Annotated in this window: 19 protein-coding genes and 1 pseudogene; 4 read left to right on the top strand and 16 right to left on the bottom strand. The window is 73.4% G+C overall.

The window, feature by feature from the left end:
- Nucleotides 1-85: 85 nt before the first annotated feature.
- From MET2598_RS0127370 to MET2598_RS0127345, 6 genes are all read right to left on the bottom strand, one after another.
- On the bottom strand, nucleotides 86-1429 hold the full coding sequence (locus MET2598_RS0127370; RefSeq protein WP_018263043.1) for a CynX/NimT family MFS transporter: 1344 nt from the start codon (nucleotides 1427-1429) through the stop codon (nucleotides 86-88).
- Between the two features lie 130 nt (nucleotides 1430-1559).
- On the bottom strand, nucleotides 1560-3395 hold the full coding sequence (htpG, locus tag MET2598_RS0127365) for a molecular chaperone HtpG (protein ID WP_012330050.1): 1836 nt from the start codon (nucleotides 3393-3395) through the stop codon (nucleotides 1560-1562).
- A 119-nt stretch (nucleotides 3396-3514) separates the two neighbouring features.
- Complete coding sequence (locus tag MET2598_RS0127360; RefSeq protein ID WP_018263042.1) at nucleotides 3515-4186, bottom strand: 3'-5' exonuclease; 672 nt, start codon at nucleotides 4184-4186, stop codon at nucleotides 3515-3517.
- A gap of 1 nt (nucleotide 4187) precedes the next feature.
- The gene (locus tag MET2598_RS0127355) at nucleotides 4188-6005 is read right to left on the bottom strand and encodes a DUF294 nucleotidyltransferase-like domain-containing protein (protein ID WP_012330052.1); all 1818 of its coding nucleotides are present in this window, start codon (nucleotides 6003-6005) and stop codon (nucleotides 4188-4190) included.
- A gap of 322 nt (nucleotides 6006-6327) precedes the next feature.
- Nucleotides 6328-6801, bottom strand: coding sequence for a MaoC family dehydratase (locus MET2598_RS0127350; RefSeq protein ID WP_018263041.1), 474 nt, complete (start codon nucleotides 6799-6801; stop codon nucleotides 6328-6330).
- Between the two features lie 17 nt (nucleotides 6802-6818).
- Nucleotides 6819-8201, bottom strand: a complete 1383-nt coding sequence (locus MET2598_RS0127345) for an MATE family efflux transporter (protein WP_018263040.1) — start codon at nucleotides 8199-8201, stop codon at nucleotides 6819-6821.
- Between the two features lie 120 nt (nucleotides 8202-8321).
- On the opposite strand from MET2598_RS0127345, the gene MET2598_RS0127340 reads away from it, so the two are divergent.
- Nucleotides 8322-8837, top strand: coding sequence for a MarR family winged helix-turn-helix transcriptional regulator (locus MET2598_RS0127340; RefSeq protein WP_012330055.1), 516 nt, complete (start codon nucleotides 8322-8324; stop codon nucleotides 8835-8837).
- Nucleotides 8838-9194: 357 nt separating this feature from the next.
- Here the strand turns inward: MET2598_RS0127340 and MET2598_RS0127335 are convergent, their stop codons facing one another.
- The 7 genes from MET2598_RS0127335 to MET2598_RS0127305 form a co-directional block, all read right to left on the bottom strand.
- Nucleotides 9195-10586 carry an MFS transporter gene (locus MET2598_RS0127335; protein ID WP_018263039.1) on the bottom strand — a complete coding sequence of 464 codons (1392 nt, stop codon included), beginning with the start codon at nucleotides 10584-10586 and terminating at the stop codon, nucleotides 9195-9197.
- Nucleotides 10587-11156: 570 nt separating this feature from the next.
- The gene (locus MET2598_RS0127330; RefSeq protein WP_018263038.1) at nucleotides 11157-11996 is read right to left on the bottom strand and encodes an aminotransferase class IV; all 840 of its coding nucleotides are present in this window, start codon (nucleotides 11994-11996) and stop codon (nucleotides 11157-11159) included.
- Nucleotides 11983-12588, bottom strand: a complete 606-nt coding sequence (locus MET2598_RS0127325) for an anthranilate synthase component II (protein ID WP_012330058.1) — start codon at nucleotides 12586-12588, stop codon at nucleotides 11983-11985. The genes MET2598_RS0127330 and MET2598_RS0127325 overlap by 14 nt, the downstream gene beginning before the upstream one ends.
- A gap of 225 nt (nucleotides 12589-12813) precedes the next feature.
- Complete coding sequence (pabB, locus tag MET2598_RS0127320) at nucleotides 12814-14196, bottom strand: aminodeoxychorismate synthase component I (protein WP_012330059.1); 1383 nt, start codon at nucleotides 14194-14196, stop codon at nucleotides 12814-12816.
- Between the two features lie 72 nt (nucleotides 14197-14268).
- Complete coding sequence (locus MET2598_RS0127315) at nucleotides 14269-15285, bottom strand: ABC transporter substrate-binding protein (protein WP_018263037.1); 1017 nt, start codon at nucleotides 15283-15285, stop codon at nucleotides 14269-14271.
- A gap of 44 nt (nucleotides 15286-15329) precedes the next feature.
- Entirely contained in the window at nucleotides 15330-16208 is an 879-nt protein-coding gene (locus MET2598_RS0127310; protein ID WP_018263036.1) for an ABC transporter permease, read from the bottom strand.
- Nucleotides 16209-16234: 26 nt separating this feature from the next.
- The gene (locus MET2598_RS0127305) at nucleotides 16235-17005 is read right to left on the bottom strand and encodes an ABC transporter ATP-binding protein (RefSeq protein ID WP_018263035.1); all 771 of its coding nucleotides are present in this window, start codon (nucleotides 17003-17005) and stop codon (nucleotides 16235-16237) included.
- Nucleotides 17006-17119: 114 nt separating this feature from the next.
- Between MET2598_RS0127305 and MET2598_RS0127300 the strand changes: the two genes are divergently transcribed.
- Genes MET2598_RS0127300 through MET2598_RS0127290 form a run of 3 tightly spaced genes read left to right on the top strand, consistent with a single transcriptional unit; the run spans nucleotide 17120 to nucleotide 20300 of the window.
- The gene (locus MET2598_RS0127300) at nucleotides 17120-17797 is read left to right on the top strand and encodes a response regulator transcription factor (protein WP_012330063.1); all 678 of its coding nucleotides are present in this window, start codon (nucleotides 17120-17122) and stop codon (nucleotides 17795-17797) included.
- On the top strand, nucleotides 17782-19182 hold the full coding sequence (locus MET2598_RS0127295; protein ID WP_018263034.1) for a sensor histidine kinase: 1401 nt from the start codon (nucleotides 17782-17784) through the stop codon (nucleotides 19180-19182). Before MET2598_RS0127300 ends, MET2598_RS0127295 begins: the two co-directional genes overlap by 16 nt.
- Complete coding sequence (locus MET2598_RS0127290; protein WP_018263033.1) at nucleotides 19179-20300, top strand: ABC transporter substrate-binding protein; 1122 nt, start codon at nucleotides 19179-19181, stop codon at nucleotides 20298-20300. Before MET2598_RS0127295 ends, MET2598_RS0127290 begins: the two co-directional genes overlap by 4 nt.
- Nucleotides 20301-20413: 113 nt before the next feature.
- Here the strand turns inward: MET2598_RS0127290 and MET2598_RS0127285 are convergent.
- From MET2598_RS0127285 to MET2598_RS0127275, 3 genes and pseudogenes are all read right to left on the bottom strand, one after another.
- Nucleotides 20414-20989, bottom strand: a pseudogene (locus MET2598_RS0127285) (formate dehydrogenase subunit alpha); the annotation flags it as partial.
- A gap of 727 nt (nucleotides 20990-21716) precedes the next feature.
- A complete protein-coding gene (locus tag MET2598_RS0127280) occupies nucleotides 21717-22181 on the bottom strand; it encodes a YbhB/YbcL family Raf kinase inhibitor-like protein (protein ID WP_012330066.1) in 465 nt (154 codons plus the stop codon).
- Nucleotides 22182-22408: 227 nt separating this feature from the next.
- Entirely contained in the window at nucleotides 22409-23719 is a 1311-nt protein-coding gene (locus MET2598_RS0127275) for an erythromycin esterase family protein (protein WP_018263031.1), read from the bottom strand.
- Nucleotides 23720-23729: the final 10 nt, after the last annotated feature.

Here is a 23729-nt window from a genome sequence, read left to right as displayed (position 1 = left end):
GCGGCGCGGTTCCGCCCGAGGCCCGGATGGCGCGCGGCGGCGGCGCACGCCCCGCGGCGCACGCGATCCGGGCGCCGCGGGGCCCTCATCCGGCCGGCGCGCGCCGCTCGTGCGCGCGGACGAGCCGGTCCCGGGCCGCCTGCCGGCCGAGCACGATCCCGCCCAGGCCGATGCCCAGGTACAGCAGGGCGGGCAGGCCCCAGCCGCCGCTGGCCTCGTGGGCGAGGCCGATCAGGAACGGCCCGAGCGCCGCGAGGCTGTAGCCCACGCCCTGCGCCATGGCGGAGAGGTCGGCGGCGGTCTGCGGGTCGGGGGAGCGCAGGACGATCAGCGTGAGGGCGAGGCCGAAGCATCCGCCGAGGCCGAGGCCGAGCAGCAGGGCGGAGAGCCAGACGAGCGCGGCCGGACCGACCAGCAGGAGGACGAAGCCCGCCACCGCGAGCCCGATCACCAGCAGCACCCAGGGCCGCTGGTCGCGGCGTCGGGCGGCGAGCGGCGGCACCGCCAGGGCGAGCAGGCACTGCGCCATGGCGGAGACCGAGGCGACGAGCCCCGCCGCCACCGGGTCGAGGCCGCGGTCCATGAGGGCGGCCGGCAGCCAGCCGAACACGATGTAGGCGAGGGAGGATTGCAGCCCCATGAAGCCGGTCACCTGCCAGGCCAGGGGATCGCGCCAGAGGCCGGAGATGCGCCGCGCCGCGCCGCCCGCCGGGCGGCGGGGCGCCGCCCGGACCAGGGGCAGCCAGGCGAGGGCCGCGAGGAGGGCCGGCAGGGCCCAGATCATCATCGGCCCGCGCCAGCCGGAATCGAGCAGCCGGCCCGCCGGCACCGTGAGGCCGGCGCCCGCCGCGGCGCCGAGGCACAGAACGGCCGTGTAGAGGCCCATCATCAGGCCGGGCCGGTCGGGAAAGTCGCGCTTGACGATGGCGGGGAGGAGCACGTTGACGACGCCGATGCCGCAGGCGGCGACCACCGAGCCCGCGAACAGGGCCGGGATGCCGTCGAGCCCGCGCAGCACCAGCCCGGCCGCCATGACGATCAGGAAGGCGAGCACGCCCGCATCCGCCCCGAGGCGGCGCATCACCGGCGGCCCGAGCCGCCCGAACACGCCGAGGCAGAGCACCGGCAGCGTGATCAGCGCCCCGGCCAGGGCCCCGCCCATCCCGGTCTCCTCGCGGATGCGCCCGAGGAGCGGGCCGACGCTCGACAGGGCCGGGCGGAGGTTGAAGGCGATCAGCATCAGCCCGAAGGCGATGACGAGGGGCCGCCGCAGGAGCGCCCGCCGCGGCGTCCAGGCGCCCGTTCCGGGCGCGAAACCCGTTCCGGGCACGGCGCCCGTTCCGGGCGCGGTGCCCGTTCCGGGCACGGCGCCCGTCTCAGGGGCGGCGCCCAGCTCGGTCGCCGCCCGGCTCTCCCCGATCGTCCGCACCCCCTGCCCTCCCGACCCGCGTGCTGCGCAATCGGGAGGCACTTAGCCGATTTCGGCGGCGGGACCAGCCGCGCCGGCGCGGGCCGCCGCCCGGCCGGAGCATGGCTCGCCGCGAGCGGGCGGGGCGCCCTCAGGCCTGCGCGGCGAGCGCCGCCGCGACCCGGCGGGCGAAGGCGACGGGGTCGCGGGGCGGGTCGCCGCCCTGGACATGCGCGAGGTCGAGGAGCGTCTGGGCCGCCTCCCCGACATCCTCGCCCGCCCGCGCCCGCTCGGCGATGCGCCGCACCAGCGCGTGGCGCGGGTTGAGTTCGAGCACCGGCAGCCCCGCCCCGAATCCGCGTCCCGCCCGCCGCAGCAGGCGCTGCATCTGCAGGTCCGGCCCGCCCGAGGAGGCCGAGAGCAGCACCGCGCTCTCGACGAGCCGCTGGCTCGCCCGCACCTCGGCGACGTCGTCCTTCAGGATCTCCTTGAGCTTGGGTAGCAACTCGGTCAGGTCCGCCGCCTCGCCCGCGGCCTCCCCCTCGGGCGCGAAGGCCGAGAGGTCGTCCGCGCTCTGGGTGATGCTGCGGATCGGCTTGCCGTCGAACTTGTCGAGCCGCTCCGGCCAGAAGGCGTCGACGTGGTCGGAGAGCAGCAGCACCTCGATCCCGCGGGCCCGGAAGCCCTCGATCTGGGCGGAGCGCGCCAGCGCCGCCGCGTCGTCCCCGACCAGGATGTAGATCGCCTCCTGGTTCGGCTTCATGCGCGAGACGTAGTCCGCGAACGAGGTCCAGCCCTCCACCGCCGTGGAGCGGAAGCGCAGCAGGGCCGCGATGTCGTCGCGGTGCTCCGCATCCTCCCAGATGCCCTCCTTCAGCACCGGCCCGAAGGCCTGCCAGAAGGTGGCGTAGCTCTCCGCGTCCTTGGCCCGGGATTTCAGCTCCGCCATCACCTTGCCGGTGACCGCGCGGCGGATGCGGGCCAGGACCGGCGTCGCCTGCAGCATCTCGCGCGAGACGTTGAGCGGCAGGTCCTCGGTGTCGACCACGCCCTGCACGAAGCGCAGCCACGAGGGCAGCAGCCCGGCCTCGTCGGTGATGAACATGCGGCGCACGTGCAGCCGCACCCGGCTCTCCCGCTCCTCCTCGACCGCCAGGAAGGGCTTCATGCCCGGGATGAACAGCAGGGCCGTGAAGTCGAGGGCGCCCTCGGCCCGCCAGTGCAGCGTCGCCCAGGGCGCGTCGAAATTGTGGGTCACGTGCCGGTAGAAGGCCGTGTAGGCCTCCTCGGAGACCTCGGATTTCGGCTTGCGCCAGAGGGCCGTGCCCTCGTTGCCCGAGACCTCCTCGCCGTCGCGCAGGAGCGTGATCGGCACCGTGATGTGGTCGGCCCACTTGCGCACGATGGTCTCGAGGCGCAGCGGCTCCAGGTACTCGTCCGCGTCGGCCTTGATGTGGAGCACGACGTCGGTGCCCGGCTCCGCGCGGGTGGCCGGGCTCAGCGTGTACTCGCCCTGCCCCTCCGAGGCCCAGGTCCAGGCCTCGTCGCTGCCGGCCTTGCGGGAGGTCACCTCGACCCGGTCCGCCACCATGAAGGCCGAGTAGAAGCCGACGCCGAACTGGCCGATCAGGCTCGGGCGCTCGTCGGGCTTGGCGTCGGCGAGGGACTGGCTGAAGGCCCGGGTGCCGGAGCGCGCGATGGTGCCGAGGTTCTGCGCCAGATCCTCCTTGCTCATCCCGATCCCGGGATCCGAGATGGCGAGCGTGCGCGCCGCCTTGTCGGGGCGGATCCGCACCTTCGCGTCCGCCGGCAGGGACAGCGCCGGGTCGGTGAGCGCCCCGAAGCGGCGGCGGTCCACCGCGTCCGCCGCGTTGGCGACGAGTTCGCGCAGGAAGATCTCGCGCTCGGAGTAGAGCGCGTGCACGACGAGATCCAGGAGGCGCCCGACCTCGGCCCCGAAGGCATGCCGTTCCAGAGTCTCGCTCACGTGTGTCTGGCTCCCTCAATCCAGGTTGACGGCGGCGATATGCGAAGCCCGGCCGTTATTTTCAACACGCGCGCGGTCTCGACCCGGCGCGCGGACGCGGCGGGCCGGCCGCCGGCCCCTCAGGCCCCGAAGGCGACGGTCTCGACCGGGCCCGCGGCCTCGCGCCGGATCGCGACGCGGCGGGCGAGCAGGTCGCGCAGCTGCAGGTAGATCATCGCGGTCATCAGCGCGTCGTTGAACGCGTCGTGCTGCGGCAGCGCCGGCAGCCCGAGATCCTCCAGGATGCGCGCGAAGCTGAGGTCGATCTTCACGTAGTCGGGCGCGTCGCGGTACTTGGCGGCGTGGTAGAGGGAGGAGACGTCGATGCGCGGGTTCGGCAGGCGGATGCCGAGCTGCCGGCGCACGCTCTTGTCGAGCATGCGCACGTCGAACTCGGTGTAGTAGCCGACGATCGGCCGGCCGCCGATGAAGCGCAGGAGCGCCGGCAGCACCGCGTCCAGGGGCTCTGCCTCGCGGATCTCGGCGTTGAGGAGCCGGTGCACCTTGATCGCCTCGGGCGAGGAGGGCCGGTCGCTGCGCACGGTGGCGCGCAGGCTCTCGCTGGTCAGGATCCGGTCGCCGCGGATGCGGATCGCCGCCACGGCGACGATCTCGTCCCGGCGCGGGTCGAGGCCGGTGGTCTCGCAGTCGAGGGCGACGGCCTCGTCGGGGGGCGGCGGCTCGAACAGGAAGGCGAAGGCGGGGTCGCGCAGCCGCGCCCGGTCGAGGCGGCGGCGCAGGGAGGTCCACATCTCAGAACTGCCCCAGGGAGTAGCGGACGTGGATCACCTCCCGGAACTGCCGCACGATGCGCAGCGCCTCGCGCAGGAGATCCCGCTCCAGGGTCGGCATCGCGTCGGTGGCGAGGGTCACGGGGTCGCCCACCTGCCCGCGATGGGCGGCGGCGAGCTGCCGCTCGAGCCGCAGGGCCATGAAGGCCCGCAGTGCGCTCGCGAGGTCGCGCCCGAACCCCTCCTCCAGCACGCCCCTCTCGACGAGCGCCCGGATCCGCTCGGCGGTGCCGGTCGGGGCGAGGCCCGCCTCGATGGCGAGCACCCGCACCCCGTGCACGAGCGGGAACAGGCCGGCCCGCTTGAGGTCGAGCTCGCCCCGGCGCAGCCCGATCCGCGCGAAGACCGCGTCGAACAGCCCGCCATGGCCGCCCTCGCCCACGATGTTGATGAGGTTGGCGATCTGCGCGAGCAGCCGCGTCTCCCCGCGCACCGCCTCGACGAGGTAGTTCTTCGCCCGCTGCAGCGGGGCGGGATCGCCCGCGACCGCGGCCGCGTCCGCGAAGATCGCGAGGTTCATGGCGGCGTCCGGGTCGCCCGCGAGGGTCCAGAGGCGCAGCTGGTTGACGAAGCCGTCGGCCTCCTGCGACCAGAGCGGGTTCCTCACCATGATCTCGCCCGGGCAGGGCGGGAAGCCGAGTTCGCCGAGCGCCTCCGAGAAGGCGGCGCGGAACGTCGCGAGGTCGTCCTCCGGCACCCGGCGGGCCAGGATGAGGCCGTTGTCCTGGTCGGTGCGGTAGGTCTGCTCGCCGCGCCCCTCCGAGCCCATCAGGAACAGGCAGCCGGCCTCGCGGATCGCCGGCGGCGCGAGCAGCGCGAACAGCTTGGCGTAGAGGCGGCGGTTGAGGTCCGAGATCACCTGCGCGATCGCGTCGACGCGCACGCCCTGGCGGTGCAGCTGCTCGGCCTGCACGGCGATGTCCTGGGCGGGCTCGCGCAGCTCCTCGGGGCGCTCGGCCCGGTCGATGCGGCTCGGCACGAGCTGGGCGTTGCCCGCGAAGGCCCCGAGCAGGTCGATGTCGCGCAGCCAGCCGGTGTAGCGGCCGTTCTCCCGGACCGCGATGCGGCGGTGGCCGTGGCGCGTCATCACCAGGAGGGCGTCGAGCAGCACCTGGTCGGCCTCGACGGCGGTGAGGTCGAACTTGGCGAGGTCGCGCACCGGCGTGTCGAAGGGGCGCTTCTCGATCACCGCCGCGCGGGTGACCTTGTGGCCGGTGAGGAGCCCGGTCCGCCCGCCCGCCTCGATGAAGACCGCGTCGACATCGGCCGCGAGCATCTGGCGGGCGGCCTCCTCCAGGGTGGCGTCGGCGGGCAGGAACACCGCGGGGCCGTGGCGCGCGTCGCGGATGCGGGTGCGCAGCACCGCGTCGACCCCCTCCCGCGGCTTCCAGGCGGTGAGTTCGTCGAGCTTGCGGGAGATCTCGGCGTAGAAGAAGGCCGCGAAGGCGCGGTTGGCGTGGACGAGCCGCACGATCACCTCGCGCGGGATCAGGAAGCAGAGCGTCTCCTCGGCGGCGACGAAATCCTCCCCCGCCTCCCCGTGCACCACCGCGCGGGCGTCGAAGGTGTCGCCCGCCCGCAGCACCGCCAGGGGCGCGTCGTCGATCCGGGTCTCGACCGCGCCCTTGATGACGACGTGGAGGAGCTCCGCCGGCTTGCCGCGGGCGACGATGACGGCGCCGGGCCGGTAATAGCCGATGTCGACGTGCCGCCGCAGCCCGTCCGCCTCCTCGGCCGTGAGGCGGTCGAAGGGCGGGTTGAGGACGTCGAATGTCTGCATGGCCCCTCCCCCTCGCCCGGAAGGTAGCCAGAACCGGGCGGTCGCGGGAGTGGGGCTCGGGCGCCCGTGCGGGCTAATACCACCGGTCATTTCTCATGACCGGTGGTGCGGCTCTCGAATTTTCGCCAAGCCTCTGGTTCGCCAAGCCTCTGGTTCGCCAAGCCTCTGGCTTGAAATCGAAAATTCGAGATGGATCAACGGCTCGATGCGTCAGCATCCTGAGCCGTTGGTACAAGCACCATGCGCCGAAGCGGTCGCCGGTGCGGCGGCGGACGTGACGTGCGAGCGGGATCCTCGGCAGGATCGCCCCCGGTCGGCGCGGTCAGGCCGGCCCGCCCGCCCGCCGCTGGACCACGAGGTTGGCGACCAGCACCTGGACCGGCGCGCCGTCCTGGTTGAGCGTGGTGGTGCGCACCTTGGCGAGGCCCTGGCGCGGGCGCGAGCGCGAGGCGCGCAATTCCAGCACCTCGCTCTCCAGGCGGATCGTCTCGCCGGGGCGCAGCGGCCGCGGCCAGCGCAGCTCGTCCATCCCGGCCCCGATGATGCCGCCCGCGAGCGGCAGGCCGCCCTCCACGAGGAGGCGCATGGTCAGCGCCGCCGTGTGCCACCCGCTCGCCGCGAGCCCCTGGAAGAAGGAGGCGGCGGCCGCCGCCTCGTCGAGGTGGAAGGGCTGGGGGTCGAACTCGGCCGCGAAGCGCGTGATCGCCTGCGCGGTGACGGTGAGTTCGGCCGAGCGGTGGATCTGGCCCGCGGCGAGATCCTCGAAATACAGGCCAACCGTGGGATCGGGAGTCATGGGCTGGGGCTCCGGTTTCAGGCGCCGGGACGGATCGCGAGCGGGCCCGCGACGGGGGGACGGGTGCGGAACCAGGCGCCGGCCGCGACGGCGCCCGCGTTGATGAGGCCGAGCGCCGCGAGCCCGAGGGCCTGCGCCAGGAAGATGCCGGCCAGCCCCGCCCCCGCCCGCGATCCGAGCCAGCCGCCGCCGACCGCGACGGTGACGCGGGTGAGCCCGGCGACGAGGGGCCAGGCGATCCGTCCCGCGCCCTGGGCGGCGAAGTAGAGCGCGAGGCCGAGCCCGGCGAAGCCGTAGAAGGGGCCGACGAGCCGAAGGTAGCGGGCCCCGACCTCCCGCATGACCGGATCGGTCGCGAAGAGGCCCAGGAAGGCGTCGGGCCGCAGGGAGGCCGCGAGGCCGATCGCCTCGGTGAGCCCGACCGCGATCGCCGCGCCCGTCCAGGCCACCCGCAGCGCCCGCACCCGGTCCCCGGCCCCGATCCCGGTCCCGACCATAGCGGAGATCGGCGCGCCGAGGCCGAAGACCAGCGGCACCAGCAGGTATTCGAGCCGCGCCCCGGTGCCGTAGCCCGCCACCGCCGAGGGGCCGAAGCGGGCGACGAAGCCGGTGGCGGCCGCGATGGTGAGGTTGGTGGTGAGGCTCACCAGGGCGGAGGCGGCGCCGACCCGCAGGATCTCCCGGGCGGGGCCGCGGGCGAGCGGAGGCGGGCGGCGCAGGCGCAGGACCAGCCGGCCCGAGCACAGGGCGGCGATGAGCACGGCGCTCCCCGCCGCGTAGTAGGCGAGGATCGCGACCGCGCCGCCGACGATGCCGAGGCCGGGCAGCGGCCCGACGCCGAAGATCAGCGCGGGCGAGAGCGGCACCAGCACGACGGCGCCCGCGCAGGTGACGCCGGCCGGCAGCGCCATGTTGCCGGTGCCGCGGATGATTGCCGCGAGCGCGTTGAACAGCCAGACCAGGGCCGCCCCGGCGAAGACCACGCCGCCATAGGAAGCGGCGGCCGCCAGCGTCGCGCCCTCGGCCCCCATCGCCCGGTAGAGGGAGGGCCCGCCCAGCAGGGCCGCCGCGGTGGTGAGCAGGCCGAGCCCGAGCGCGATCGCGAGCGCGTGCCAGGCCACCGCCTCGGCCGCCTCGCGCCGCCCGGCCCCGAGGGTGCGGGCCACCGCCGACAGGATGCCGCCGCCGACAGCGCCGGCCGAGATCATCTGCACGGTCATCACCAGCGGGAAGACCAGGGCCATGCCGGCGAGCGCGTCGGTGCCGAGCCTGGCCACGAAGGCGGTCTCGAGCAGCCCGACGCCGGCCTGGACCAGCATGACGAGCACGTTGGGCACGGCGAGGCGCAGGAGCGTCGGGCCGATCGGTCCGCGCAGAAGGCGGCGCGTGCGGTCGTCCATGGGACCTCGCGATCGGGCCTCGACGGCGGCCGGTGGGATCCGGCATCCTGGCGCTTGGCCCCGCGGGAAGATTGCTGGCATATGCCAGTATTCGTCAAGGGCGGGGCGGACGGGGAAGCCATGCGGCCGGAGCGGGACGGATCCGAGGCGGCAGGGCCGGCGGCGGTCGCGTGCAGCAACGCGGGGCTGCGGCGGGCGACGCGGCGGCTCGGCCAGCTCTACGACGAGGCGCTGGCGCCGGCGGGGCTGAAGGCGACGCAGTTCGGGCTCCTGGCGCAGGTCCGCCAGCTCGGCAGGCCGACCATGAAGGATCTCGCCGCCGCGATGGTGATGGACCTCTCGGCGCTGGGCCACACGCTGAAGCCGCTGGCGCGGGACGGGCTGGTCGCGCTGGAGGTCGACCCCGCGGACCGCCGCGCCCGCCGGGTGGTGTTGACGGCGGCGGGCCGCGACCGGTTCCGGGCGGCGGCGCGGCTGTGGCGGGAGGCGCAGGCGCGCTTCGAGGCGACGCTCGGGCCCGACAAGGCCGCCCAGCTGCGGGTGCTGGTGGACGAGATCGCGTCGGCGGAGTTCGGCGCGTCGTTCGCGGGGCGGCCCGGCGGGACGGAAGCGGGCGAGGCGGTGCGCGAGGAGTGATACGGGAGCCGCTTGATCGAAGCGGATCCCGGATCACGAGCCCGCGCGGCGCCTGAGCGAAGCCGACATCCGCATTGCGAAGCAATTCGTCGGATGTCGTATGCCAAGCCCGCGCGGCGCCTGAGCGAAGCCGACATCCGCATTGCGAAGCAATTCGTCGGATGTCGTATGCCAAGCCCGCGCGGCGCTTGAGCGAAGCCGACATCCGCATGGCCGAAATGGGAGATGGCGAAGCAATTCGTCGGATGTCGTATGATGGGGGATCCGCTCGCCGGAGCCGTCACCGTGCCGGGCAGACGGGCGCCGCTCTGACGGCCGTCGAACGAGGCCCATCGCGCGCCCCGCGGGCCTGGATCCTCACCGGGCCTTCGAGAGGGGGGCCGCGATGCTCTCCAGGGACTTGCCCTCGGCGTCGACGCCGAGCTTCCACTCCGTGAGCGCGGCGACGAGGAGCAGGAGCGCGGCGCCGCCGTAGCCGGCGGCCAGGGCCGCGTGGTGGCCGGATTCGATCAGCCGGGTGAACAGCCAGGGCGCCATCACGCCGCCGGCCGCGGTGCCGAGGGCGTAGAAGACCGCGATGGCGAGCGCCCGGGTCTCGAGCGGGAAGATCTCGCTCGCCGTGAGGTAGGCGGAGCTCGCCGCCGCCGAGGCGACGAAGAAGATGGCGATCCAGGCGAAGGTCTGGGTCCAGGCGGTGAACAGGTCGAGGCCGAACACCAATGCCGTGACGGCGAGCATCAGGCCGCTCACCGCGAAGGTGCCGGTGATCATGCGGCGGCGCCCGATCGTGTCGAAGTAGTGGCCGAGGAGGAGCGGGCCGAGGAAGTTGCCGATGGCGAGGGGCACCAGGAACAGCCCGGCCCCGGTCTCCGGGATGCCGTAGAACTTCGCGAGCACGAGGCCGTAGGTGAAGAACACGGCGTTGAACAGGAAGGCCTGCGCCGACATCAGCACCAGGGCGAGCAGGCTGCGGCCGCGATGGGGCCCGAGCATGGAGCCGAAGATCTCTCCGAAGCCGAAGCTCGCCTTGGGGTGGACTTCCAGGATGCCGTCGGGCTCGGCGAGGGGCGCGCCCGTCTCGGCCTCGACCTTGCGCTCGATCTCCGCGACGGTGCGCTCCGCTTCCTCCTGGCGGCCATGCACCACGAGCCAGCGCGGGCTCTCGGGGACGTAGCGGCGCAGGACCAGGATGAACAGGCCGAGCACGCCGCCGATGCCGAAGCCGAGGCGCCAGCCGAGATGCGGCGCCACGATGTCCGGATCGAGCAGGAGGAGCGAGCCCGCCGCCCCCGCCGCGGCCCCGACCCAGAAGCTGCCGTTGACGATGAGGTCGACCCGGCCGCGGTACTTGGCCGGGATGAGTTCGTCGATGGCCGAGTTGATGGCCGCGTACTCGCCGCCGATGCCCAGCCCCGTGACCAGCCGGAAGAGGGCGAAGCTCCAGAAGTTCCAGGCGAGCGCGCTCGCGACCACGCCGCCCACGTAGACGACCAGGGTGGTGAAGAAGACGACGCGGCGCCCGTAGCGGTCGGTGACCCAGCCGAAGACGAGCGCCCCCGCCACCGCCCCGACCACGTAGAAGGAGGCGGCGGCGCCGATCTCCTGCACCGAGAGGCCCAGGGCGCGCGGATCCTGCAGCACCGGGCCGATCGCGCCCACGATGGTGACTTCGAGCCCGTCGAGGACCCAGGTGATGCCGAGCGCGATCACGAGGAGGAGGTGGAACCGGCTCCAGGGCAGCCGGTCCATGCGGGCCGGGATGTCGGTGCGGACAGCCTCGTCCGCCAGTGTCGTCGTCGCCCCTGCCGCCAAGACCGCCTCCCAGGATGTGGGAGGCCTAATCTTCGGGCAGCGATCCCGTTCCCGGGCGGGGCCGCCCGCGGCGTCCGCCGGCGGCGGCGCACCCCGACCGGTCTGTTGTGATCGCCCCCGCGGCGACCGACGCGCGACGCCGAGGGCGGCGACGGCCCCTGGGCTGAGTTCTGACTCTTGCTCCGGATCGCTTGTCTTTTGCAATTTCTGCGATGGAGATGAATCCAGTTCAGCAGGATACGCGCTGATTGTGTTCGAACGCCACGACATCCAGCGGCTCAGGGGCCCTCTCGTTTCCTTCTCCGACCACTCTCATCGGCGGTATCCACGAAAATTTGCCCTGTACGTAATCGAACCGGAACGCAATCACCGCACTGTTGAATCTTTCTTGTGTGCGGATGTTGGCTTCGCTCACGCGCCGTGCGGGCGTCTCATCCGTGTCCGGGCAAGCGGGGCGAAACGGCCGCCGTCGGGCAGTTCCGTGACCGCCCGCGGGGGACGGGTCAGTCACGGGGGAGAATGTGACGCGACCTCCTCCCGGAGCGCATCCGCGAGGCGCCGGATGCGCCCATCCTGCAGCCCGTCGCGGCACGCGCGCCCGTCCAGCGCGCGCACCGGCGCGATCAGGCGCAGCGAGTTCGTCACGAACAGCGCCTCCGCGCCCGCGAGATCCTCGGGGCGGAGCGAGCGCTCCTGCGCCGCGATCCCGAGATCCGGCGCCCGCGCCAGGATCCAGCCCCGGACGATGCCGGCCAGCACCCCGTCCGCGAGGGGCGGGGTGACGAGCGCGCCGCCGATCAGCGCGAACAGGCTGCCGGTGCCCGCGCAGGCGACGCGCCCGCGCGTGTTGAGGAACAGGGCCTCGTCGGCGCCCGCACGCGCCGCCTCCTCGGCCGCCAGCACCGCGTCGAGGTAGCCGAGGGTCTTGTGCCGGGAGGTCGGCGAGGTGTCGTTACGGCGGATGCCGGTCGTGCGCAGCGCGAGCGGCGCGAAGGCGGTGCCGGGATCCGCCAGGGGCGCCGCGGTCACCAGCAGGCGCGGGCGCGGCGCGGGCGGCGGGCGCAGGCCGCGCGGGCCGCTGCCCCGGGTCGCCGTGGTGCGCAGGGCCGCCCGCTCCCGCCCCGCCGCCATCGCGTGCATGCCGGCGGTCACGGCGGCGGGGTCGAGGGGGAAGCCGAGCGCCGCCGCCGAGGCGACGAGGCGCGCCACGTGGGCCGCCTCGAAGATCACGCGGCCGTCGCGCACCAGCGCGGTGTCGAACACGCCGTCGCCGAGGGTCAGGCCGCGGTCGGCGGGGTCGAGCGGGAGCGTCGGCCCCTCGACGAGGGCGCCGTCAAGCCACGGCATCGGCCGGCGCCGCGCGCCACGCCCGCGCGAGGCGCAGGAAATTCGAGAACAGCGCGTGGCCGTGCTCGGTCAGCACCGATTCCGGGTGGAACTGGATGCCGTAGGTCGGGTGGCGGCGGTGGGAGAGCGCCATCACCTCCCCCTCCTCCGAGACCGCGTCGACCGCGAGGCTGCGCTCCAGGGCGGGACGCGGGGCCACGATGAGGGAATGGTAGCGCCCGACCCGCATCGGCGAGGGCAGGCCCTGGAACAGCCCGGTGCCGCCGTGCCGGATCGGCGAGGCCTGCCCGTGCAGGGGCCGGAGGGCCCGCTCGACCCGCCCGCCGAAGGCCGCCCCGATGCATTGGTGGCCCAGGCACACGCCCAGGATCGGCACCTCGCCCGAGAGGGCGCGCACCGCCTCGAGGGACACCCCGGCCTCGGCCGGGCTGCACGGGCCGGGCGAGATCACCAGGGCCTCGGGCGCGCGGGCGCGGATGGAGCCGAGGTCGAGCGCGTCGTTGCGCGCCACCTCGACCGCGGCGCCGAGTTCCTGGAGGTAGCGCACCACGTTGAAGACGAAGGAATCGTAATTGTCGATGACGAGGATCATCCGGGATGCCTTGCGCCGCCCTCCGGCGGCCTGGACGCGCGGGGACGCCCCGCATGATCGCCGCCAGCCGGGACCGTGCCGAGGCGCGGCGGCGTCGCACCCATAAGTGGGGGGCGCGGGCGCGCGTATCATGCGCCATCCGGTTGATTGCGTCGCCATACGGATGGCGGCTTCGCTCAGGCGCCGCGCAGGCTCGTGATCCGCTTCGATCGAGCGGATCCCGGATCAGCCCGCCTCCGGGAAGGCCGCGAAGACCCGCTCCGCCTTGGTCAGCGTCTCCTCGTACTCGGCGAGCGGATCGGAGAGCAGCGTGACCCCGCCGCCCGCCTGCAGCACCGCGCGGCCCGCCTCCATGAACACCGTGCGGATGGCGATGTTGGTGTCGAGGCTGCCGTCGAACCCGATCCAGCCGATGCTGCCGCAGAACAATTCGCGGGCATCGCCCTCGATCTCCGTGATGATGTCCATGGCGCGCAGCTTGGGCGCGCCGGTGATCGAGCCGCCCGGGAAGGTGGCGGCCAGGAGGTCGAGCGCGTCGGCGCCCGCGCGCAGCCGCCCGGTCACCACCGAGACGAGGTGGTGCACCCCCGCGTAGGTTTCGAGCCCGCACAGCACCGGCACGGCGACGCTGTGCGGCTCGCTGATCCGCGACAGGTCGTTGCGCAGGAGGTCGACGATCATCACGTTCTCGGCCCGCTCCTTGTCGCTGGCGAGCAGCGCCTCGGCCCGGGCGCGGTCCTCGGCCGGGTCGGCCGCGCGCGGGGCCGTGCCCTTGATCGGCCGCGTCTCGATCCGGCGGCCGTCGAGGCGCAGGAAGCGCTCGGGCGAGCTCGACGCCACCGTGAGCGCGCCGAGTTCGAGATAGGCCGCGAAGGTCGCGGCGTTGCGCGCCCGCAGCCGCCGGTAGAGCGCGAAGGCGTCGAAGTCCGGCGGCAGCGCGGCCGCGAAGCGCTGCGCGATGTTCGCCTGGTAGATGTCGCCGGCCCGGATGTAGTCCCGCACCCGCTCCACCGCCGCCGCGTAGCCGTCGCGCGTGAAGTTCGACTCCCAGGCGAGCGGCGGGACGGCGCGGCGCGCCGGGGCCGGTTCGGGCGCCGCGAGGGCCGCCTCCCAGGCGTCGAGATCGGCGCGGGCGCGGCGCGCGCGGGCGTCGGGCTCGGTCTCGGGGAAGCCGGTGGCGACGAGGGCGCAGGTCCCCTCGCCGTGGTCGAAGGCGAGGATCGTGGCGTAGAGGTTGAGGGCGAGGTCGTCGCAGAGCCCGGCGCGGCGCGGCGGGGCCGCCACGCGCTCCAGCGCCCGGCCGAAATCGTAGGCGAGGTAGCCGATCGCCCCGCCCTGGAACGGGGGAAGGTCGGGCCTCCGCTCGGCCCGGTAGGGGGCGAGCGCCCGCCGGATTGCGGCGAGCGGCGGCCCCTCGGCGGGTACGCCGTCGAGGAGGGTCCGCCCGTCCCGCACCCGGATCTCGCGGAACGGGTCGGCCGCGACGTAGGAGTAGCGCCCGAGGTCCGGGTGGCGCATCGCGCTGTCGAGGAGGGCGAGCCCCCTGCGCCCCCGCAGGCGCGACGCGGCGGCGATCGGGTCGAGGAGCGGGAGGGGCCGGGTCCACATGGCGCCCTGATACAGGAGGGCGCCGGGCCGGCGGAAGCCGCCAGAAGGTCCGCGGCCCGGCGGCCGCCCCGCTCAGCTCCCGGCCCGCTCGCGCAGGGCCGGGATGAACAGGTCCGACCAGGTCGCCGGCTTCGTCTTGATGATCCCGGCCCGGTGCATGAAGGTCGCGAACTCCATGATCCCGTTCGGCGTCGCCGAGAACCGGCTGTCCGGGTCCTCAAGCATCTGGGCCACCTCCTCGGGCGTCACCTTCACCTTGGAGGCGCGCGCGAAGATCTCCGCCGTCTCGGCCTTGTTGTCGTTGATGAAGGCGCAGGACTGATCGAGCGCGTCCAGGAAGGCCTGGGTCATCTTCGGGTTCTGCTCGGTGAAGCGCCTGAGCGCGAAGACCACGTCGAGGGTGATCGGACCGAACAGCTCCGAGGCCTTCAGGATCGTGCGCACCTTGGGGTCGGCGCGCTCCACCTGCGTGAAGGGCGGCGAGGCGAAGTGCGCCACGATCTCGGTCCGGCCCGAGAGCAGCGCCGCCACCGCCTCCGGGTGCGGCAGCCCGACCGTGCTCGAATCGAGCTTGCCGTAATTCTCCGGGCCGAACTGCTTGGCCACCGCCATCTGCAGCACCACGGCGGCGAGCGAGGTCTTGATGCCCGGGATCGCGATCTTGTCCTTGGGCGTGAAGTCGGCGAGCGACTTGATCTCGGGCTTGTTCACGTTGAGGTCGAGGGCGGTGGTCGACATGCCCGAGACGCCGATCACCTCGGTCTTGGGGCTGCCGCGGCCCTTCGACCAGAGCGCGAGGAAGCCCGGCGCCCCGGTGCCGGCGATGTCGAGGGAGCCGGCGATCATCGCGTCGTTGATGACGTTGCCGCCGTCGAGGGTGAGCCAGGTCACCTTGACGTCGCCGAGCCCGGCCCTGGCGGCCTGGGCCTCCAGGAACTTCTTCTCCTGCATGACGAAGAGCGGCAGGTAGAGCACCCCGTAGCCCTTCGAGATCCGCACCTCGGACACCTCCGCCCGCAGCGGCGATGCCGCGAGCCCGAGCGCGAGGGCGGCCCCCGCCGCCAGCCGAACCAGCCTGCGTCCGATCATCTCTCGTTTCCTCTCCGTTGTGTCTTGTCGGGCCCGCGGCGCCGTCAGTGCTGCATGCCCCAGCGCCGAATGGTGCGCTTCTCGATGTTGGCGAAGATCACGTTCTCGACGAAGAGCCCGATCAGGATCACGGTGAACAGGCCGGCGAAGACGTTGGTGGTCTCGAGCGCGTTGCGGTTCTCGAAGATGTACCAGCCGAGCCCGCCCGAGCCCGAGGAGACGCCGAAGACCAGTTCGGCCGCGATCAGGGTGCGCCACGCGAAGGCCCAGCCGACCTTCAGGCCGGTGAGGATCGACGGGAAGGCCGCCGGGATCAGGATCGCGCGCACCAGCGAGAGGTTGCGCAGCCCGTAATTCAGCCCGACCATGCGCAGGGTGTTCGACACCGAGCGGAAGCCCGCATGGGTGTTGAGCGCGATCGCCCACAGCACCGAGTGGACGAGGACGAAGACCACGCTCCCCTGCCCCAGGCCGAACCAGATCAGCGCCAGCGGCAGGAGCGCGATCGCCGGCAGCGGGTTGAACATCGCGGTCAGCGTCTCGAGCAGGTCGGTGCCGATGCGCGAGCCGATGGCGATCGTGGTGAGGAGGGCGGCGAGCCCGATCCCGATCCCGTAGCCGATCGCCAGGGTTTCGAGCGAGATCAGCGCCTTGCGGGGGATCTCGCCGCTCAGGATCGCGCTCCCGAAGGCCTCGACCGTGGCCCCGAAGGTCGGGAACAGGAGCGGGTTGTCGAGCCAGCGGCCGTAGACTTCCCAGAGGATGGCCAGGGCGGCGAGGACCGCGCATTTGCGCAGCCAGCCCTGGCGGTAGAGGAGTTCGGGCAGCGACAGGCGCTGCTCGACCGCGACGGCGCCGGAGGCGGAGGTCTCGCGGACGATGTCCGGCCGCTGATCGAGGCCGAGGGTGCTGACTGTGCTCATGGCGTCTCTCCCGGGCGGTCCGTCGTTCAGGCGAACAGCATGTCGTTGATGCGCGCTTCGAGGGCCCCCTGCGCGGCGGTGCCGAGCTCGGCCGGCGCGAGGCTGTTGAGTTCGGCCTTCACCTGCCCCGGATGGGGCGAGAGCAGCAGGATGCGGGTGCCGACCTTGATCGCCTCCTCGATCGAGTGGGTGACGAACAGCACGGTGAAGCGGGTATCCTCCCACAGGCGCAGCAGCTCGTCCTGCATCTTGCGGCGGGTGAGCGCGTCGAGGGCCGCGAAGGGCTCGTCCATCAGCAGGATGTCGGGCTCCATCGCCATGCCGCGGGCGATGGCGACCCGCTGCTTCATGCCCCCTGACAGCATGTGCGGGTAGGAATCGGCGAATTTCGCCAGGCCGACCTTCTCGATATAGGCCATCGCGCGGTCGTTCGCCTCCGCCCCGGCGGCGCGGCCGCTCGCGGTGAGCGCGAAGGCGACGTTCTGCCGGACGGTCTTCCAGGGCAGGAGCTGGTCGAATTCCTGGAACACCATCATCCGGTCGGGGCCGGGCTCGGTGACCTTTCGGCCCTTGAGCCGGATCTCGCCCTCGACGGGGGTCAGGTAGCCGCCGATCGCCTTGAGCAGGGTCGACTTCCCGCAGCCGGACGGGCCGAGCAGGATGTAGCGGTCGCCGGGCAGCACCTCGAAATCGACCCGGTAGGTCGCCGTGACGAGATGATCGGTCGTCTTGTACTGAAGCGTGACGCCCTGGACCGTGAGCAGCGGCTCCGGAACGAGGCTGGGGCGTACGTTCATCACGGTCCCTCCCTGGATGTTCGAGGGCCCGCTTGGCCGGGCCTTGAGGGATGCTGTAGGCTCGCAACCTGACGCCAACCTGACAGAAGAGGGGCGGGAGGGAGCGCCGGCCGGATGCGGATCCTGCTCGTCGAGGACACGCGGGACCTGGGCGAGGCCATCGCGACGCGGCTGCGGGCGCTCGGCCACGCGGTCGATTGGGAGCGGGACGGCGCGGACGGCGACGCGGCCCTGCAGGTGCAGGCCTACGACCTCGTCATCCTGGACGTGAACCTGCCCGGCCTCGACGGTTTCTCGGTGCTCAGGCGCCTGCGCGCCCGGCGCGGGCGCAGCCCCGTCCTGGTGCTGACCGCCCGCTCCGAGGTGGACGACCGGGTCGGCGCCCTCGATCTCGGGGCGGACGACTACCTCGTGAAGCCCTTCGACTTCCGCGAGCTGGAGGCGCGGGTGCGGGCGCTGCTGCGGCGCCATTCGGGCCACGCCGACAACGCCATCGCGGTGGGCAACCTCGTCCTCGACCGGGCGGCCCGCAGCGCCCGGGTCGCCGGCCAGCCCCTCGACCTCACCCGCCGGGAATGGACCCTGATGGAGATCCTGGCGGCCCGGCCCGGCCGGATCTTCGGCAAGGCGGAACTGCTCGAGCGGGTGACGAGCTTCGAGGAGGATGCGAGCGAGAACGCCGTCGAGCAGATCGTCGCCCGGCTGCGCCGCAAGCTCGCCCAGGCCGGCGCCGAGCCCGAGATCCGCACCCTGCGCGGGCTCGGCTACCAGGTCGTGTGGCCGCAGACGTGATCGCCCGCACCCCGTCCCTGTTCCTGCGCCTCGTCGGGGTGCTCGGGCTGGTGCTGGCCGTCGGGGCGGCCCTGCTGCTCGCCGCCGCCTGGACCTCGGCGCGGCTCGCCGCCGACGAGGCCTACGACCGGCTGCTCGTCGGCGCCGCCCTGCAGATCGCCGAGACCATCGCCAGCGACGGGCGCGAGGTCAGCGTCGATCCGCCCTTCTCGGCCTTCGAGACCCTCGGCCTCGCCCCCCGCGACCGGATCTTCTACAAGGTGCTCGACCCGTCCGACCGCCTGCTCACCGGCAATGCCGACCTCGCCGTGACGGTCGATCGCGGCCGGCTCGGCGAGGGGCCGATCCTGCTCGACGGGACCCATCGCGGCGAGCCCGTCCGGGTCGTGGTGGCGGGCCGCTACGTGCCGGACGCCGCGCGGGCGGGCTTCGCCGCCGTGGTGGTGGCCCAGACCCGCGAGGCGCGCTCGGCGCTCGCCGCCGAACTGACCGCCAAGGCGAGCCTCCTCGTCGTCGCCATGAGCGCGCTCGCGCTCGGTGCCGTGATCGTGGCGGTGCGGGCGGCGCTGCGGCCGCTCGCGGCGATCGAGGGCGTGCTGGCGGGGCGCGGCCCCAACGACCTCGACCCGCTCGACGTGGCGGTGCCGCGCGAGATCCACCTCCTCGTCGGCTCGATCAACCACTTCATGGGCCGGCTCTCCGGCCACATGGCGATCATGCGCCGCTTCATCGCCGACGCCGCCCACCAGATCCGCACGCCCCTCGCGGCCCTGTCCGCGCAGGTCGACCTGCTCTCGGCCGAGGACGACCCGAAGCGCCGCCGGGCCCAGGTCTCCCGCGTCCAGGCGCGCACGGCCGAGCTCGGGCGGCTGACGAACCAGCTCCTCAACCACGCCATGGTGATCCACCGGGCCCGGGCCGTGCCCCTCGCGCCGGTCGATCTCGCGGGGATCGCGCGCCAGACCCTGATCGACGCGATCCCGCTCTCGGGCGGGCGCCTGGTCGATATCGGCTACGATGGCCCGGACGAGGCGCTCCCGATCCGCGGCGACCCGATCGCCCTGCGCGAGGCGCTCGCGAACCTGATCCACAACGCCCTCAAGCACGGCGCCCCCCACCGCCTGACCGTGCGCACCCGGCGCGAGCCGGGCCGGGTCTCGGTCGAGGTGGTGGACGACGGGGCCGGCATCCCGGCCGCCGAGTGGGGGCGGGTGCGCGAGCCCTTCCAGGCCGCGACGGGAGGCGGGATCGGCTCGGGCCTCGGCCTCGCCATCGCGGCCGAGGTCGCGGCGGCCCATGGCGGCGAGATGCGCTTCGAATCGCGCTCCGACGAGGGATTCGCCGTGGTCCTGAGCTTTCCCGCCGCCGAGGAGGCGCCGCGGTGAGGCGCTCCCGCGGGCTCCCCGCCGGTCTCTCCGCTGCTCTCTCGGCCGCTTTCCTGGGCCTCGCCCCGGCCGCCGGCCACGAGGTGACGCGCTTTCCCGCCCCGGAATGGCCGCGCGTCGAGCTGACCATCCGCGCCGCCGCCGACCTCGACGTGATGGAGCCGCTGATCCGCGACTTCCAGGCGCTCTCCCCGGACGTGACGGTGATCTACGTCGAGTACGAGACGGCGGAGCTCTACGGCGAGGCCGCGGCGGCCTGCGGCGCGGGCCGCGCCTCGGGCTTCTCCGCCGACCTCGTGATCTCCTCCTCGGTCGATCACCTGGTGAAGCTCGCCAATGACGGCTGCGCCCGGGCCTACCGCTCCGCCGAGACGGCGCGCCTGCCGCCCTACGCGGTGTGGCGCGACGAGGTCTTCGGCTTCACGACCGAGCCCGCGGTGATCGCCTACCGGGTGGACCTCGTCCCGCCCGAGGACGTGCCCCGCAGCCGCCTCGAACTCGTCGACCTCCTGCGCGACAAGGCCGCCGCCTATGCGGGGCGGATCGGCTCCTACGACATCGCCGCCTCCGGGATCGGCTACCTGTTCGCGACCTACGACGCCCGCAGCGCCGCCACCTACGGCCGCCTCGTCGAGGCCTTCGGGCGGGCGCATCTCCGGGTCGCCTGCTGCACCAGCACCCTCATCGCGGATCTCGAGGCCGGCCGCCTCGCCATCGGCTACAACCTGCTCGGCTCCTACGTCTACGCGGCGATGCGCCGGGGGGCGAAGCTCGGGCTCGTGGTGCCGCGCGACTACGCGCTGGTGCTGGTCCGCGGCGCGCTGATCCCGGTGAGCGCGGTCCACGCCGCCGAGGGCTTCGCCTTCCTCGACTACCTGCTCTCGGCGCGCGGGCAGCGCCTCAGCCGAGAGAAGGCCTTCTTCTTCGGGCTCGACGGTCCGTTGCCGCCGGGCGTCGACGGCCCGCCGAGCCTCGCCGCGACGGGGGCCTTCCGGCCGATCGCGCTCGGCCCGGCCCTGCTCGCCGTGCAGGACCGGGCGCGTCGCGCCCGGTTCCTGGCGGAGTGGCGCCACTCGATCGGCCTCGACCGGGCGGCGCCCGCGCGCGGAGGACCCTGAGCATCATTCGCCGCAATGGTCACCGGTTTGGCGGCAAAAATGATTCGAAAACAAGAGTCCAAGCAGAATTGCGCCATGCAATTCTGCTTCGTTGTTCGGGTGGGCGCTCCCGATCAGGCCGCCTGAATCCGGCGGAGGGTCGCCTTCGTCTCCTGCATGCCGGAGACGGGGTCGAAGCCGAAGGTCGTGACCGTGTTGACGCTCTCGCCCAGCACCACCGGATCCGTGTCGCGCGGGTAGTAGCCCCGCATGTCCCTGCCCTGGTACCAGCCCGAGAAGTGGAACGGCATGAAGGCCACGCCCTTCGCCACCCGGTCGGTCACCAGCGCCTTCACCTTGGTCCTGGCGCCGTTCTCCGGGCCGTAGACCCAGACGAACTGCCCGTCCCTGATGCCGCGCTCGGCCGCGTCCTGCGTGTTCACCTCCACGAACACGTCCTGCTGCAACTCGGCGAGCCAGGGGTTCGAGCGCGTCTCCTCGCCGCCGCCCTCGTACTCGACGAGGCGGCCCGACGACAGGATGATCGGGAAGTCCCTGGCGATGGCCCGGTCCACGGCCGCCTTCTGGACCGAGAAGCCGAGGTTCGGCACGCGGAACTGGCGCTCGTCGGGCCGGGTCGGGTACTTGGCGACGAGGTCGGGCCGGGGCGAGTCGATCGGCTCCCGGTGCACCGGCACCGGGTCGGGCAGGAGGATTCCTGGCCGACCCAGACCCCGTTCACCACCTCGACCGTCACCGTGCAGCCGACCGAACAATGCGTGCAGATGTTCTTGCGGATCGTCACCTCGGGCCCGCTCACCGCCGAGCCGGCGGCCCGGGCGGCCCGGGCGGCGCGCAGGGCGCCGGGCCGCAGCGCGCCGAGGGCGGCGAGCCCGCCCGCGGTCAGCCCGGAGCGGCGCAGGAAGGCGCGCGGTCGAGGCGGGCGGCCTCGTCCCGGGGCGCCGCCGTTCCCCCGCCCCCGCCGGTGTCCCTGCGCGTGGTCAGCATGCGGCCTGCTCCCGGTGGTGCCCCGCCCGGCCGAGCGTCCCTGTGCCGAGCGTTCCTGCACCAACCATCCCGGTTCGGGCCGCGGGCGCGTTCACCGGCGTTGAGCGGGGCGGGAGAATTCCGCGCCGCGCCCGGATCCCCGCCGGCTCAGCGGCCGCTCCCCGAACCGGCGCCGGCCCCGGTCCCGCCGGGCGGCACGGCGGCCGCGCCCGTGGTGCCCGTCGACAGGCTGCTGTGGCCCGCGCCCGGGGCTCATGCGCGTCTCCCTCCGTCGCTCCGGTCCGGGGCGGGCGTGATCGGCGCGCGATCCGGTGCCGCCGCGTCTCAGGCGGAATCCGATGGAATGCGTCGCCACGCGGATGTCGGCCTCGCTCACGCGCCGCGCGGGCGTGTCAGACGCGGTCCGGACGTGATCGTCCCGACAGCGTCTCACCTCCGGAAGGTGGCGGTGAGTTCGGCCTCGCTGAGGATGTTCTCCCGGGCCACGTCCCAGACCTGCGCCGCCGAGGGCTGCCCGTCGAGGCCGAGATGCGCGATGCCGAGCGCCAGCAGCCGGAAGCGGTAGGTGTGGGGCGGGTCGCCGGGCGGCGGCGCCGGGCCGTCGTAATGGGCGTTGCGGAAACCGTTGACCGCGTGGGGCAGGCCCTCGACCGCCGCGCCCGAACTGCCGCCCTCGGGCAGGTGGCGCCGCTCGTGCGGGATGTCGTAGATCACCCAGTGCCGGAAGGACGGGGCCGGCGCGTCCGGATCCTCCAGGATCAGGACGAAGCTGCGCGTGTCCGGCGGCGGATTGCTCCAGGCGAGCGGCGGCGACAGGTTCTCGCCGTGCCGGGCGTAGCGGGACGGGAGCAGCGCCCCGTTCGCGAAGGCCGGGCTCGTCAGGGTGAAGGCCATCGGGTCCTCCTCTGCATGCGGTCCTGAGCAGGCTTCACAAATGCGGCCGCCGGTCCTGCGACGAAAACCTTGGGCCTATCGACGATCTAGAGCGTCCTCCGACGAAGTGGATACCGGAACGTCGAAGAAAACGCGGCAAAATCAATGACCTAGAGTAGGATCCGAGTGCAGCGTGATCGGGCGCTGCGCGTCGCGGACGACGCGCCGGGCTGCCAAAGCAGGCCCGCTCAGAGGCCGCTCGGGTAGGTCTCGCTCTCGCCCCGCCGGGGCGGGGCGCGGTCGAGCGGCGTCACGGCCGCCGTCTCCTCGAACCACAGGACGGCGTCGAACTGGTCGGGCAGCACGGCCTCGAAATAGTGGCTCTGCAACTCCGTGCGGGGCCGGTAGACGACGCCGATCGCCCGCTCGCGCCGGGGCGCCGCCCAGGCCTCGCGCAGGGCGGCGGCCCTCGGCTCGCGCAGGTCCAGGACGGCGCGGGGGAGGCCCGCCGCCCGGAACAGCGCCTCGTGGCTGTCCTCGCGCACCGGCCGCACGGTCATCACTTCCATGGGCTCGTCCCAGTCGTGGGCGGCCGCCACGGTCCCGCGATCGGTGGCGAAGCCGACCAGCACCGCGTCCTCGCCGTAGGCGGTCTTGGCGAGTTCGCCGATGTTGAACTCGCCCTCCCAGCCCATCGCGGTCGCGCCCGCATGGCCGATATGCGAGTTGTGCGCCCAGACCACCGCCTTGGCGTGCCGCCCCATCAGGTGCTGGAGCGTGTCGAACATGTGACGGTCGCGGATGTTCCACGACTCGACCGAGCCGCGATACATGATGCGGTAATACTGCTCGGCCGCCCGCACGATGCGGGCGTTCTGGGCCGCGTCCAGGTAGGAATCCGGGTCGTCGGCCGCGTAGGCGGCGCGCTTCTCCTGCAGGTCCCGCAGGATCGCGGCGACCGCGTCCTCGCAGGGATGCTTGGCGCCGAACATCACCTCGCGCCCGTAGCGCTCGGGCTTGGCGTGCCAGGGCGAGAGGCAGCCGTAGCGCTCGCGGGCCTGCCGGGCGGCGGCGGGGTCGACCCGGTCGAGGTAGTCGAGCACCGCCGCCATCGAGGCCCCGAGGCTGTAGACGTCGAGGCCGCGCACGCGCACCTGATCCCCCGGCGGGCGCCCGGCATTGACGCTGCGCAGGCCCTCCGCGAGGGCGAGGACCTCGCGGTTGCGCCACATCCAGGTCGGGAAGCGCGCGAAGCCGCCGTCCGGGAACGGCGTCTCGGCCGCGCCGCGCAGGTAGCGGTCGATCCCGGCCGCGTCCGGCCAGTCGGCCTCGAACGCGATGATGCGGAAGCCGTGCTCCGCCACCAGCCGCAGCGTCAGGGCGGCGCGCGCCTCGTAGAACTCGCGCGTGCCGTGCGTGGCCTCGCCGAGCAGCACCACCCGCGCCGCCGCGAAGCGGTCCGCGAGGGCACCGAACCCGGGCTCGCTCGGCGGCGGCAGCGGCACCAGACGCTCCCGCAGGAGCCTGACAAGGTCCGCCTCGGCGGCTGGATCGGCCATGCTTTAACCT

It is taken from the genome of Methylobacterium sp. WSM2598 (assembly GCF_000379105.1).
Taxonomy (GTDB): Bacteria; Pseudomonadota; Alphaproteobacteria; order Rhizobiales; family Beijerinckiaceae; genus Methylobacterium.
Note: the sequence above shows the minus strand (reverse complement) of the source record. Positions and strands in the feature narration are given on the sequence as shown.

Excerpts from the sequence above, each read along its gene's own strand:
- MET2598_RS0127350 (WP_018263041.1), bottom strand. The coding sequence starts at position 6,801 with ATGACTCCCGATCCCACGGTTGGCCTGTATTTCGAGGATCTCGCCGCG.
- MET2598_RS0127315 (WP_018263037.1), bottom strand. The coding sequence starts at position 15,285 with ATGATCGGACGCAGGCTGGTTCGGCTGGCGGCGGGGGCCGCCCTCGCG.
- MET2598_RS0127360 (WP_018263042.1), bottom strand. The coding sequence starts at position 4,186 with ATGTGGACCTCCCTGCGCCGCCGCCTCGACCGGGCGCGGCTGCGCGAC.
- MET2598_RS0127340 (WP_012330055.1), top strand. The coding sequence starts at position 8,322 with ATGCGGCCGGAGCGGGACGGATCCGAGGCGGCAGGGCCGGCGGCGGTC.
- MET2598_RS0127275 (WP_018263031.1), bottom strand. The coding sequence starts at position 23,719 with ATGGCCGATCCAGCCGCCGAGGCGGACCTTGTCAGGCTCCTGCGGGAG.
- MET2598_RS0127330 (WP_018263038.1), bottom strand. The coding sequence starts at position 11,996 with ATGCCGTGGCTTGACGGCGCCCTCGTCGAGGGGCCGACGCTCCCGCTC.
- MET2598_RS0127325 (WP_012330058.1), bottom strand. The coding sequence starts at position 12,588 with ATGATCCTCGTCATCGACAATTACGATTCCTTCGTCTTCAACGTGGTG.
- MET2598_RS0127345 (WP_018263040.1), bottom strand. The coding sequence starts at position 8,201 with ATGGACGACCGCACGCGCCGCCTTCTGCGCGGACCGATCGGCCCGACG.
- MET2598_RS0127355 (WP_012330052.1), bottom strand. The coding sequence starts at position 6,005 with ATGCAGACATTCGACGTCCTCAACCCGCCCTTCGACCGCCTCACGGCC.
- pabB (WP_012330059.1), bottom strand. The coding sequence starts at position 14,196 with ATGTGGACCCGGCCCCTCCCGCTCCTCGACCCGATCGCCGCCGCGTCG.
- MET2598_RS0127305 (WP_018263035.1), bottom strand. The coding sequence starts at position 17,005 with ATGAACGTACGCCCCAGCCTCGTTCCGGAGCCGCTGCTCACGGTCCAG.
- MET2598_RS0127310 (WP_018263036.1), bottom strand. The coding sequence starts at position 16,208 with ATGAGCACAGTCAGCACCCTCGGCCTCGATCAGCGGCCGGACATCGTC.
- MET2598_RS0127300 (WP_012330063.1), top strand. The coding sequence starts at position 17,120 with ATGCGGATCCTGCTCGTCGAGGACACGCGGGACCTGGGCGAGGCCATC.
- MET2598_RS0127280 (WP_012330066.1), bottom strand. The coding sequence starts at position 22,181 with ATGGCCTTCACCCTGACGAGCCCGGCCTTCGCGAACGGGGCGCTGCTC.
- MET2598_RS0127335 (WP_018263039.1), bottom strand. The coding sequence starts at position 10,586 with ATGGACCGGCTGCCCTGGAGCCGGTTCCACCTCCTCCTCGTGATCGCG.